Here is an 11,805-nt window from a genome sequence, read left to right on the forward strand (position 1 = left end):
CCGGCCCCTTCTTTACACCGGGGCCCTCCCCGGCCGCGCGCGCCCCCCCCCGCTCCTACAACCAAGGGCGGGCAGCACTGCACCGCTGCAAGGCGTAAAATGGTGGGCTGAACCCCCGCCAGCCTTCAGCAAGCGAGCAAGCCGTGACATCGATCAAGCAGGAAGACCTCATCCAGTCCGTCGCCGACGCACTGCAGTACATCTCGTACTACCACCCGGTCGACTACATCAAGAACCTTTCCGCCGCCTATGAGCGCGAAGAGTCGCCGGCGGCCAAAGAGGCCATCGCCCAGATCCTGATCAACTCGCGCATGTGTGCCGAAGGCCATCGGCCGATCTGCCAGGACACCGGCATCGTCACCGTGTTCCTGGAAATCGGCATGAACGTGCGCTGGGACGACGCCACCATGGGTGTCGAGGACATGGCCAATGAAGGCATCCGCCGCGCCTACGCCTACCCGGACAACAAGCTGCGCGCCTCGGTGCTGGCTGATCCGGCCGGCAAGCGCACCAATACCAAGGACAACACCCCGGGCGTGGTCAACGTCAAGGTCGTGCCGGGCAATACGGTCGATGTGATCGTCGCCGCCAAGGGTGGCGGTTCGGAGGCCAAGAGCAAGTTCGCCATGCTCAATCCGTCCGATTCCATTGTTGACTGGGTCCTCAAGACGGTGCCGACCATGGGCGCTGGCTGGTGCCCGCCGGGCATGCTCGGCATCGGCATCGGCGGCACTGCCGAAAAGGCGATGCTGCTGGCCAAGGAATCGCTGATGGAGCCGATCGACATTACCGATCTGCAGGCCCGCGGCGCCTCCAACCGTGCCGAAGAGCTGCGCCTGGAGCTGTACGAGAAGGTCAATGCACTGGGCATCGGCGCGCAGGGCCTGGGTGGCCTGACCACGGTGCTCGACATCAAGGTCAAGGATTTCCCGACCCACGCCGCCAACCTGCCCATCGCGATGATCCCGAACTGCGCCGCTACCCGCCACGCGCACTTCACCCTGGATGGCAGTGGCCCGGTGATGCTGGACCCGCCGTCGCTGGAAGACTGGCCCAAGCTGACCTACGACGCGTCCAAGGGCACCCGCGTCGATCTGGACAACATCACCCCGGAAGAAGTGGCTGCATGGAAGCCGGGCCAGACCTTGCTGCTCAACGGCAAGTTGCTGACCGGCCGCGACGCCGCGCACAAGCGCATGGTCGAGATGCTCAACAAGGGTGAGCAGCTGCCGGTGGACCTGAAGGGTCGCTTCATCTATTACGTCGGCCCGGTCGATCCGGTGCGTGACGAAGTGGTTGGTCCGGCCGGCCCGACCACCGCCACTCGCATGGACAAGTTCACCCGCCAGATCCTTGAGCAGACCGGCCTGCTGGGCATGGTCGGCAAGGCCGAGCGTGGCCCGGCTGCGATCGAGGCGATCCGCGACAACAAGTCGGCCTACCTGATGGCGGTTGGTGGCTCGGCCTATCTGGTGTCCAAGGCGATCAAGGCCTCCAAGGTCGTCGGCTTTGCTGATCTGGGCATGGAAGCCATCTACGAATTCACCGTGCAGGACATGCCGGTGACCGTGGCGGTCGACTCCACCGGCGAATCGGTGCACAAGACCGGTCCGCGCGAATGGCAGGCACGCATCGGCAAGATTCCAGTGATCGTCGAGTAATCGAACGCTGTCACTGGTGATGCCACGACGGCCCGGGCTATGCTCGGGCCGTCGTCGTTTCCAGGGATTGTCCGATGTGCAGGTTCAAATGGGTGCTTGTTCCGATGGTGTTGTTGCTCGCCGCTTGCGCAAGCGGAAGCGGTTGGGATGGCGCGCCGCGCAATGATCCCGCAGCCTGCGTGACGTACTGTCAGAACGCCTATCAGCGCTGCAATGCCAACCCGCGCAGTTACGGCGACTGCGGTGAAGCGAACCGCAACAACCAGTGCGACAAGATCACCAATCCGGAGCTGCGCGGTGCCTGCCAGACCTCACAGGCGTTCTGCCAGAACAGGTCAGCTGCGTCGGTGTGTGGTGAGCGCTTGAACAGTTGCATGAACAGCTGCAACTGAACCAGCCGATAGTTGCGACGCACCTGTAGTGCCGAGCCATGCTCGGCAGAGGCTTTCCCGGGAAGCCATCAAATCATCAGCTCCGCAGCCTATGCCGCTGCCACGAAAGCACGGCGGCGCTGCGTCTGCTTCCTCCCTTTGCCGCAGGCAAGGGGAGGGCTGGGGAGGGGGGCTTTTGATCTTTGCTGTTGCTGCAGCGGTTGGTTCATCAGCTTCGCGGCTTACGCCGCTCCTACAAGTGCGGTCTCTGGCCTGGTTAAAATGTGTTTTTCCAGCCGGGTACCCAGCGCATGTCAGTTGTTCTGTACGGATCGCAAAGCACTGCTTCGTTGGTGGTGCATTGGTTGCTGATCGAGCTGGGTATCGCGCATGAGCTGCGCCAGCTGGATTTTGAGCGTGGCGAACAGAAGTCAGCGGAGTTCCTGGCGATCAATCCTGCCGGCCGCGTGCCTGCGCTGATCATGGATGGGCAGGTGCTGACCGAGTCCGCTGCCATTGCCATGCATCTGGCCGATCTGCACCCGCAGGCAGGGCTGGCACCAGCGCCGGGCAGCGCCGCGCGCGGCGACTACTACCGCTGGATGTGTTTCTGCGTGTACACCTTGATGCCAGCCTATCGCGGCTGGTTCTATCCGCAGGAGCCTGCTGGTGAATTGCATGCAGAGGAAGTGAAGCAGCGGGCCCGGCTGCAGTTGGAAGCGGCCTGGCAGCAGATGGCTGATCATCTGGAAGCACGTGGCCCCTATGTTCTGGGCGACCCGCTGAGCGTCGTCGATTTCATGTTGACCATGCTGATGCGCTGGAGCCGCAACATGCCGCGCCCTACCGACAGCTGGCCGGTGCTGGCTGCGCACGCGGCGCGGATGAAGGCGCGGCCGGCGTTTACCGAGGTCTATCGGCGTGAGGGGATCAGTGATTGGTTGTGAGCGTGGTGCTGCGGTGACATTGGTGGCTTCGCGGCTTATGGCCCGAGGCCACCCAGCGCCGCTCGTACAACAGCCGGTGCGGATCGCTCAATCGACGTGGTCCTCGAACTTGCGCCCGCCCTGGAACGGCATCAGGTGCTGTTTGATGATGCCGTTCGGCACCGTCTCCAGCTTCATCACGCCATATTCCTGTGGCCATTGGGCTTGATCGCGCGGTAGCTTGAAGGTGCCCATCAGCATGTCCACCAGTGGCAGGTGGATGGCGTAGTTGACGTCGACGTAGTCCTGCTGCCGGGCGTGGTGCCAGTGATGGTAGCGCGGCAGTACCAGCAGGTATTCCAGCCAGCCGAAGCGGATGCCGAGATTGGCGTGTGCGAGAACCGCCTGCAGGCCGACCAGGATCACGTAGGCATTCACCGCCGGGGTGGAGAAGCCAAGGACCAGCAGCGGCAACAACACCGCACTGCGGGTCAACACGATCTCGACAAAGTGCACGCGTGAGCCGGCCAGCCAGTCCATGTGCCGGCTGGAGTGGTGCACGGCGTGGAAGCGCCAGAGCCAGGGGATGTTGTGATAAGCGCGGTGCAGCAGCGCCTGCGCCATGTCGGCGACAAAGACTGCGATCAGGAATTGTGCCCACACCGGAAGTGACTGGATGGCTGCCTTCAAGGAGGGGAACGCTGCCAGCCCGGCGATGGTCGAGGTGGAAGCGGTGACCAGGATCAGGATGAACTGCACCAGTACGTGGCTCATGAAGAAGTAGGCCACATCGGTACGCCAGCCAGGACGCAACGGCGACAGCTCACGCTTGCCCAGGTATCGTTCCAGCGGCACGAATACCAGCGCCGAGAAGAACAGCGACAGCACGAACCAATCCAGGCCCAGCGAGTACGGCGTCTGGCCGATGGCGTCGAACTGCACGTTGGTGCCGCCGAGCAGCACCGCCAGAGTTGCCGTGCCCACGCCCAGTGTGGCGATGCGCTTGTTGCGATCACGCAGGATCGCGACGGTTCCCATGATGAACGCAGCGGCCAGCCCGACCAACAGCAGGTGGCGGGCAAACTGTTCGTTGTAGACAGCGCGGAACTCGCGGCTGGTCAGCAGTTCGGGGAAGTGGAAGCAGGCGACTGCGAGCAGGCTCAGCACACCGAGCAGGGCGGAGCCGTAGGCAAAGAATGAGCGGCGGGCATGGGCCATTGCGGACTTCCTGTCGTTGGTGAGCGGATTCTGCCTGTGTCTGCTGAATGGCGGAAGTAGGGGGATGCGTTCGGCGGGCCGACTTCACGCCCGCTGCGCGCTTGGGCGAGTAGCTTGGCATGGACAACACAGCAGTCAGGCCATGCGTTTGCTGGTTGGGCTGGCGGCAATTACCAGGAGTGAATGGATGAGTGGATTGACGGTTCCGGTGAGCACGACGGATCACATCCAGGGCAGCCTGGATGAGCCGGTCGTGCTGGTTGAATATGCCGACTTCCAATGCCCGTCCTGCGGTGAGGCTTTTTCGCTGGTCAAGCGCCTGCAGCAGCGCTTTGGCGAAGGCTTGTGCCTGGTATTTCGCCACTTCCCGCTGGTGCAGGCGCACCCGCAGGCGTTACCTGCGGCGATCACTGCCGAGTATGCCGCTGCCCATGGCAGGTTCTGGGATGCGCATGACGCACTGTTCCGCAACCAGCAGCAGCTGGGCGAGTTGGTCTATCGCGAGTTGATGCGTGAACTGGGCTTGCCGGAAGAAGGTTTGGCCGCAGCGATGGACGACAGCGGCAATCTGCTGCGGATACAGCGTGATATCGAGAGCGGCATGGGCAGCGGCGTCACTGGTACGCCCAGCTTCTTCATCAACGGCGCGTTGTTCCAGCCCAGGCAAAGCTTCGAGGAGCTCTACGACGCCATCGTCCAGGCCGGCGCCAAGCGCAGCTGAGGCTGCCTGGCGCACGCCACGGCGGCGCCAGGGCAGGTGTTGCAGCTATCGTGGCTCATCCGATGAGGCTGAGCACGGTTTCCGGTGGGCGGCACAGGGCCGTGCCCTTGGCGGTACGCACGATCGGGCGATTGATCAGCGTCGGGTGCTGGCTCATCGCTTCGACCAGTGCCGCCTCGTCTTCGAGTTTGGCGGCCAGCCCAAGCTCGGCGTAGGCTGCCTCCTTATTGCGCAGCAGGTCGCGGGCGGGCATGCCCATGGCGTCCAACAGCGTGCGCAGCTGCGCGGCCGTGGGCGGGTTGTCGAGGTAGTTGATCACCTCGACGTCGGCACCGGCTTCCTGCAGCAGCGCCAGCGCGCCGCGTGAATTGGAACAGCGGTTGTTGTGCCAGATGGTCGCTTTCATTGTTCAGAACCACTCCAGCAGGGACACGCCAAGGCCGATGTAGGTGGCGCGGTGGTTGTAGTCGATCATGCTCTCGCCGTAGCCATCGAATACCTGTACATGGCCGCGCAGCAGCTTGTTGATGGGGAAGCCGTAATCCATCTGCAGCGAGCCATGCGAACGATCACCGCTGCGCAATGAGTGGCGGCCAGTGATGGCCAGCTCATGGCCGTTGCGGTTGTAGACCAGGGTGGCGTCACCGCGGCCCATGTAGTCCTCGATGTCCGGATTGTTGTCGTCGCGTCGACCTTCCGGAATGCGGTACCAGGGGCGCAGCATGATCGCCCAGTTCTCACGGTCCAGGCCGACGTTCATCACCACCCGGTTCCAGCTGCGCGAAAGTGGATCGCTGCGGCCATTGGATTGATGGTTGAGGCTGAAGCCGGTCATGCGCCCGTTCCAGCCAAACAGCGAGTAGCCGTTGCGGAAGGTCAGCATCACCTCGGGTTCGTAGTTGGTTTCGCGGAACGGACGCGACAGTTCACTGTTGTAGGCCTGCCAGCGCGAGCTCTGGGTATAGCCAACCCAGATGTCGCCGTTGTCGCCGAACAGGTTTTCGGTGACCTTGGTCTTGAAGCTGAGCTGGAACTTCAGCTCGGTGCTGTCCAGCTCCTCGGCCTGGGTGACGGTGTTGTTGGGGTTGGGCGAGTGCGGCATCTCGTTGGGCTTGCTGCTCCAGAAGGCCGGCAACAGATAGACGGGTTTGTAGGCGCGCAGCTGGAACAGGCCCAGCTTGGAGTCCTTGGCCAGTTCCCAACGGCTGTCCAGCAAGGAGCCGCGGCCGGCATTGGCGGCTGCAGAATCCAGTTCGTCATGTGCGAACAGCTCGTTGCGGCGTGGTAGTGGCTGGTCCAGTTCCTTGGCGGTGGCCTTGGCCTCCTTGCGCGCCTGCTGTGCAGCGGCGGCCGCGGCATCGGCCGCGCGGGTGTCGGTGGGGGTGCGGCCGAGTGCGCTGTCGTAGCAGGCCAGGCGGGTGGCATCGGTCTCAAGCGCGAAGCAGGCCTGCGGCGAGGCGGGGGTTGGCATCGATTCCTGCGCGAGAGCCGAAGCGCTGGCACCGCTCAGGATGAGCAGCAGGGCATGGCGAAGAGCGTGTGTTTGCATGAGTTCCATCCGGTCGCTGTGGGGTGGCCGGGCCGGGGCAATCGGGGAAATTGCACGCCGGCAGCAGTGGCAAGTTGAGGATTGTCGGTGATTACCCTGTCCACGTGGGGTCAGGGCGGCGTTCAGAAGAACCAGGCAATGGCGAACACGCCGACCATGGCGACGGCCAGGCCGAGCTTGAGTGCGACCCCGAGGACGATGCCAAGCCAGGTGCCGAGGCCGACCTTGGTGGCCTGGCCGAGCTGGCGGCCGTGCAGGTACTCACCGCCGAGAGCGCCGAGGAACGGACCTACGAACAGGCCGATCGGCATGAAGAACAGGCCGACCACCGTACCTATCGCCGAGCCGATCAGGGCCAGCTTGCTGGCGCCCACCTTCTTGGCGCCAGCGACGGTGCAGATCACATCCACGATGATCGAGATGACCGTCAATACGCCCAGTACCACCAGGGGCAGCCAGCCTACCCGGTTGAAGCCGTCGCCCCAGGCGGCCAGCAGCAAGCCGACGAACACCAGCGGGACCCCCGGCAGCGCGGGCAGGATGATGCCGGCGATGCCGACCAGGACCAGCAGGGCGCCAACCAGATAGAAGATGAATGAATAGTCCATGTGTGCTCTGAAGGGGGTCGTATAGGGGTTGACTTTAATGCATGTGCCGGTGTTGCAATTTATTTAGCCCCGAGTTAAGTTGCAGCCGCTGAGCTTGGCAAGGTCACCGTGAATCGTGGCCTGATGGGTAGATCCAAGGATTTGCTGCATCGCTGCACCTCGCTTCCTCCTTGCAACCAGCCGCCTCACCGGGCGTAACCATCAAACGAAAGAGCTACAGGGAGTAAGTCGAGATGTCTGATCGCGAAACCGGTACCGTCAAGTGGTTCAACGACGCCAAGGGCTTCGGCTTCATCAGCCGCGAAAATGGTGAGGACGTGTTCGTGCACTTCCGCGCCATCCAGACCGATGGCTTCAAAAGCCTGAAGGAAGGCCAGAAGGTCACCTTTACCGTTGTGCAGGGCCAGAAGGGCCTGCAGGCTGACGCCGTACAGCCGGCCTGATCCGGCGGTCGTGCAGTCAAAAGAAAGGCCCGCGCAAGCGGGCCTTTCTCCGTCAGCGGTGACGGGAACGGCTCAGCGGAGCACCACGCGGCCGTTGACCACGCGCACATAGGTGTTCTCGCGGATCCCGCCCAGGTCCTTCTGGTTGACCACGATCACGCGGCCATCGTCCATGCGCACCTGGATGTCATACGAGTTGCCGGTGACGTTCTGCTGGATCTTGTTACCGGCCATGGCGCCACCAACCGCGCCTGCGACGGCGGCGATGTTCTGGTTGCCCTTGCTGCCGCCGGTCTTGTCGGAGATCTCGTGGCCGGCGACTGCGCCGACGATGCCGCCCAGAATGGCGCCGGTGGCGCTGGGCGCGGTGCGGCCGGAAGCGACGGTATCGATGCGGGTGACGATGCCGCAGTCGGTGCAACGGTTCTGGTTGTAGCCGTTGTTGTTGCCGTAGTTGCCACCATTGTTGTAGCCGCCGTTGTTGTAGCCACCACCGTAACCGGGGGAGGTGGCGCAACCGGCCAGGGCCAGACTGGCAATTGCGCCTGCAGCGATCAGTTGGATCTTCATGGTGTTTCTCCTTGCCAGATTGAAAGTGGGTACAACTGAGTGACCCGCGGCGAAGATCCTGCGGTTTTGCATGTGAATGGAGGGCCAATCACATGTGAAAACGCAGTTTGCTTACTTGAAGTCCTGATGGCACGACTTGCAGTCGCTGCCGATTTTTTGCACCGCAGCAGCCAACGCGGCGCAGTCTGCAGGCGGCTTGGCCAATGCATCGTTCAAGGTGGCGCGGAAGCGACTGGCGTGCTGCTGGAAACGCTCGTCATCGCGCAGGCCCGGGAATGCGGTCTCCAGGTCATTGGCCAACGCGCGCAGCGTCTGCAGGCGTGGTGTGCTGTCGGTGACGCTGCAGCGGTTCTGCTTCCGGCTCTCATCCAGCAACTGGGCCTGCTTGGCCATGACCGTCATCAGACTGTCCGGGAAGTGATCCTGGCGGGCCTGGATGGCGCGCATGCCCATCACGGTGGCGATCACCCCGATCAGCAGGCCGGCGAGCAGGACGAACAGGTAGCGCGAGGCTTTGGACGGGGGACGGACGGGTGCAGGGTCGGACATTGCGTTGGCTCCAGGCTACGTGGCAAAGGGGTTCGACTGCCGGGCATTATGCAGCGGCACAAGCGAAGCCCGTGTCATCGTGCCGATGGTCGGCTCGCCGCCACGCCGGGGCAGGCCGTAAAATGTGCTGATGAAAGAAGAATTACGTGAGCGCTTTGCCGGCATCGACCGGCTGTACGGGGCAGGCACCATCACCCATCTGAGCGGCTGCAAGGTCGCCGTGGTTGGCATGGGTGGGGTCGGTTCGTGGATCGTGGAAGCGCTGGTGCGCTCGGCGGTGGGTCACTTGAGCCTGATCGACGCCGACGATATCTGCGTGTCCAACACCAATCGCCAGCTGCCGGCGATGGCTGGGCAATACGGTCGCAACAAGTCTGTGGCGATGGCTGAACGCTGCCGTGCGATCAACCCGGATGTCCAGGTCGAGGCGGTGGAGTCGTTCCTGACCCCCGCCAACATGGCCGAGTTGCTGGACCGTGGTTTTGATCTGGTGATCGATGCCTGTGACAGCTTCCGGGTGAAGGTGGAGACCATCGCCTGGTGCCGCCGCCGCAAGCTGCCGATGATCACCATCGGCGCGGCTGGCGGGCGTACCGATCCAACGCTGGTACGGGTGCGTGATGTGTCCCGTACCGAGCATGACGCGATGATGGCGCTGATCCGCAAGAAGCTGCGCAGCGAGTTCAACTTCCCCAAGAACGCGCAACGCTACTTTGGTGTGCCGGCGGTGTATTCGCTGGAGAACGTGAAATACCCGCAGGCAGATGGCAGCGTCTGTGGCATCCGCCCGAACCTGGGCCCGGATGAGGCCTTGAAGCTGGATTGCGGCGGTGGCTTGGGCGCGGCAACGCATATCACTGGTGCGTTTGCATTTGTGGCGGTGGGCAAGGCGCTGGAGATGCTGTTGAAGAACCGCGGATAAAAGCGAGCGGGCTTGTAGGGCTTGTGGGAGCGGCGTAAGCCGCGAAGCTGGCATTGTTGAAGTCGCCAGCTTGTTCGCGATCTGAGTGAGCTTTGGCTTCGCGGCTTACGCCGCTCCCACAATCGGACCTAGAACCTGAAAAGCCTCTTCGCATTGGCCGTGGTCTGCGCGGCGATATCCGCCGCCGGTTGCTGGCGCAGTTCAGCAACGGTGTCGACAATCTGCCGCAGCCGCGAAGGCTCGTTGCGTTGGCCGCGGATGCCGGCATCTGGCTGATCCGGGGCATCGGTTTCCAGCAGCAGGAACTCCAGCGGCATCTGCGTCACCAGGCCGCGCAGACGGTTGGCGCGGGTGTAGGTGATGGGGCCGCCAAGGCCGATCATGAAGCCCAGGTCCCATAGCTGCCTGGCCTGCTCCGGACTGCCGGAGAAACTATGCACCACGCCGCTGAGTCCGCCAACGCGGCGGATGCGCAGGATCACTTCATCCAGGGCGCGGCGCGCATGCACGATCAGGGGCAGCTGGGCGTCCCGTGCCAGTTCCAGTTGGGCCTGGAAATACAGGCGCTGTGCTTCCGGGTCGAGGTCATCGACGAAGAAATCCAGCCCGCATTCACCGATGGCACAGGGTGACTCGCGTTCCACCCAGTCGCGCAGCTGCTGCAGGTGTTCGGGACGGTGCTCAGGCAGGAACATCGGGTGCAGGCCGTAGGCCGGATGCAGGCCTGCATCCGTTGCGCACACCTCGCGAAGTTTGGGCCAACTGGCTGCGGTCACCGCCGGCACGATCTGCACACCCACGCCGCTTGCACGGGCACGGGCGATCACCGCTTCACGGTCAATGTCGAACTCAGCGGCGTCCAGATGACAGTGGCTGTCGATCAGCTGCACGGCTCAGCGCTTGTCCGGCAGTATGGGGGGGGGCGGCCGGGTCCTTGCGTCGCTTCCAGTTGGCGAGCAGCAATGTGCTCAGGCCAAACAGGATCTCATCGACAAACGGAATCGGGTCGGGCAGCAGCATGCTGATGACGAACAGCGCACCGGTCAGCTTGAACAGGGTGGGGTAGCGCAGTTTGCGTGCCCATTCCAGAAACGGCGACAACATCATGCTCGACATGGCGTATCCAGATGAAAAGGGTTCAGACTGTCCCGTGGATCAGGCCCAGCGAGCTGAATATTGCGACGACTTGAGCGATTTCGATAGGGATTCGGCTTAAATACTGGCCTCTGTTCAGCTTATCCATGCTGGAATCCTCCCAACACACACGCGGCCAGCCGCACGGAGACAGATCATGAAGAGCACAACCACGACCGTTTTGGTTGCCGCCGGCGCGTTGCTGGTAGGTGGCATCGCCACCGCCGCCTTCATGCAGGGCCGCGACAAGGCCAGCACCGCCCCGCTGGTCGAGGAAGCACGCCCGGTGCTGGACAACTCGCCTTTGGTGGACGATGCCGCCGTCACCGGCAAGGTGGAGGCTCCGGCCGAACCGCAGCTGCAGTACGCCGACGTGCTCAAGGTCGCTCCGGTGACCCAGAAGGAACGCGTCTACGGCACGGTCACCGGCAGCGATCCGATCCGCGAAACCTCCACCACCAGCACCCCGCACGAAGTCTGCGAGGACGTGGTGGTGCAGGAGCGCCTGCCCGAGCGTGACGGCAATGTTGGCGGTACGGTCGCCGGTGCACTGATCGGCGGCCTGCTCGGCAACCAGGTTGGCGGCGGTAACGGCAAGAAGGCTGCCACTGCGGCAGGTGCCGTGGCCGGTGGCGTGATCGGCAACCAGGTCGACAAGCGTCACGTTGGTGGTCGTGTGGTCAACCGCACCGAGCGCCAGTGCCACACCGAACAGCGTACCGCCGAGTCCAGCCGTATCACCGGCTACAACGTCACCTACCGCAAGCCCGATGGCAGCACCGGCACGATGCGCATGGACAGCCGTCCAGGTGAGCGCGTGTCGCTGGGCAACGCCAACCAGACCATCGGTTACGACGTGACCTATCGCTATGAGGGCGCGGAAAAGACCGTGCGCATGCAGGACAAGCCGGCCAGTGATCGCCTGCCGGTGATCGACGGCCAGCTGGTCACGCAGACCGCGGCGATGGCACCGGCGGACAGTCGCCAGTAACCATCGCAAGCTGTAAACCTGCTTGTTTCATTAGTTGAGTCACCGGAATCCGATGCCAGACCTCTGGCATCGGATTTTTTATTGTTTTGTGGGAGCGGCGTAAGCCGCGAAGCCCACACACGATCAGGTGGCGCGAAAACCA

Annotated in this window: 15 protein-coding genes; 6 read left to right on the top strand and 9 right to left on the bottom strand. The window is 63.3% G+C overall.

All coding sequences use genetic code 11. The features are described from left to right. Positions 1-143: 143 nt before the first annotated feature. A complete protein-coding gene (locus tag QMX78_RS16540; RefSeq protein ID WP_282271569.1) occupies positions 144-1,661 on the top strand; it encodes a fumarate hydratase in 1,518 nt (505 codons plus the stop codon). Between the two features lie 229 nt (positions 1,662-1,890). Here QMX78_RS16540 and QMX78_RS16545 read toward each other — a convergent pair whose 3' ends face one another. Continuing rightward, positions 1,891-2,076, bottom strand: a complete 186-nt coding sequence (locus QMX78_RS16545; protein WP_282271571.1) for a hypothetical protein — start codon at positions 2,074-2,076, stop codon at positions 1,891-1,893. 267 nt (positions 2,077-2,343) lie between these two features. Here QMX78_RS16545 and QMX78_RS16550 point away from each other — a divergent pair, with 267 nt between their 5' ends. Beyond that, positions 2,344-2,979, top strand: coding sequence for a glutathione S-transferase family protein (locus tag QMX78_RS16550; protein WP_282271573.1), 636 nt, complete (start codon positions 2,344-2,346; stop codon positions 2,977-2,979). Positions 2,980-3,066: 87 nt separating this feature from the next. On the opposite strand, the gene QMX78_RS16555 is transcribed toward QMX78_RS16550, so the two are convergent. Continuing rightward, entirely contained in the window at positions 3,067-4,176 is a 1,110-nt protein-coding gene (locus tag QMX78_RS16555; protein WP_282271575.1) for a sterol desaturase family protein, read from the bottom strand. A 187-nt stretch (positions 4,177-4,363) separates the two neighbouring features. Here QMX78_RS16555 and QMX78_RS16560 point away from each other — a divergent pair, with 187 nt between their 5' ends. Next, complete coding sequence (locus tag QMX78_RS16560; protein ID WP_282271576.1) at positions 4,364-4,897, top strand: DsbA family protein; 534 nt, start codon at positions 4,364-4,366, stop codon at positions 4,895-4,897. A 55-nt stretch (positions 4,898-4,952) separates the two neighbouring features. On the opposite strand, the gene arsC is transcribed toward QMX78_RS16560, so the two are convergent. The 3 genes from arsC to QMX78_RS16575 all read right to left on the bottom strand — a co-directional run bounded on the left by arsC (position 4,953) and on the right by QMX78_RS16575 (position 7,054). Further along, the gene (gene arsC, locus QMX78_RS16565) at positions 4,953-5,303 is read right to left on the bottom strand and encodes an arsenate reductase (glutaredoxin) (protein ID WP_282271577.1); all 351 of its coding nucleotides are present in this window, start codon (positions 5,301-5,303) and stop codon (positions 4,953-4,955) included. A gap of 3 nt (positions 5,304-5,306) precedes the next feature. Continuing rightward, on the bottom strand, positions 5,307-6,446 hold the full coding sequence (locus QMX78_RS16570; RefSeq protein ID WP_282271579.1) for a phospholipase A: 1,140 nt from the start codon (positions 6,444-6,446) through the stop codon (positions 5,307-5,309). A gap of 122 nt (positions 6,447-6,568) precedes the next feature. Continuing rightward, a complete protein-coding gene (locus QMX78_RS16575) occupies positions 6,569-7,054 on the bottom strand; it encodes a DUF456 domain-containing protein (RefSeq protein WP_282271581.1) in 486 nt (161 codons plus the stop codon). Between the two features lie 233 nt (positions 7,055-7,287). Here QMX78_RS16575 and QMX78_RS16580 point away from each other — a divergent pair, with 233 nt between their 5' ends. After that, positions 7,288-7,497 carry a cold-shock protein gene (locus QMX78_RS16580; protein ID WP_282271583.1) on the top strand — a complete coding sequence of 70 codons (210 nt, stop codon included), beginning with the start codon at positions 7,288-7,290 and terminating at the stop codon, positions 7,495-7,497. A 72-nt stretch (positions 7,498-7,569) separates the two neighbouring features. Here the strand turns inward: QMX78_RS16580 and QMX78_RS16585 are convergent, their stop codons facing one another. Beyond that, positions 7,570-8,067 carry a glycine zipper 2TM domain-containing protein gene (locus QMX78_RS16585; RefSeq protein ID WP_282271585.1) on the bottom strand — a complete coding sequence of 166 codons (498 nt, stop codon included), beginning with the start codon at positions 8,065-8,067 and terminating at the stop codon, positions 7,570-7,572. 111 nt (positions 8,068-8,178) lie between these two features. Beyond that, positions 8,179-8,616, bottom strand: coding sequence for a cytochrome c (locus QMX78_RS16590; protein ID WP_282271587.1), 438 nt, complete (start codon positions 8,614-8,616; stop codon positions 8,179-8,181). A gap of 130 nt (positions 8,617-8,746) precedes the next feature. Between QMX78_RS16590 and QMX78_RS16595 the strand changes: the two genes are divergently transcribed. Continuing rightward, the gene (locus QMX78_RS16595; RefSeq protein WP_282271589.1) at positions 8,747-9,538 is read left to right on the top strand and encodes a tRNA threonylcarbamoyladenosine dehydratase; all 792 of its coding nucleotides are present in this window, start codon (positions 8,747-8,749) and stop codon (positions 9,536-9,538) included. Positions 9,539-9,666: 128 nt separating this feature from the next. Here QMX78_RS16595 and QMX78_RS16600 read toward each other — a convergent pair whose 3' ends face one another. Then, on the bottom strand, positions 9,667-10,428 hold the full coding sequence (locus QMX78_RS16600; RefSeq protein ID WP_282271591.1) for a TatD family hydrolase: 762 nt from the start codon (positions 10,426-10,428) through the stop codon (positions 9,667-9,669). Then, positions 10,388-10,654 carry a DUF6116 family protein gene (locus tag QMX78_RS16605; RefSeq protein ID WP_282271593.1) on the bottom strand — a complete coding sequence of 89 codons (267 nt, stop codon included), beginning with the start codon at positions 10,652-10,654 and terminating at the stop codon, positions 10,388-10,390. Before QMX78_RS16605 ends, QMX78_RS16600 begins: the two co-directional genes overlap by 41 nt. Positions 10,655-10,829: 175 nt before the next feature. Between QMX78_RS16605 and QMX78_RS16610 the strand changes: the two genes are divergently transcribed. Continuing rightward, a complete protein-coding gene (locus QMX78_RS16610) occupies positions 10,830-11,663 on the top strand; it encodes a glycine zipper 2TM domain-containing protein (RefSeq protein ID WP_282271595.1) in 834 nt (277 codons plus the stop codon). Positions 11,664-11,805: the final 142 nt, after the last annotated feature.

Source organism: Stenotrophomonas sp. PS02298 (assembly GCF_029959445.1).
GTDB lineage: Bacteria > Pseudomonadota > Gammaproteobacteria > Xanthomonadales > Xanthomonadaceae > Stenotrophomonas.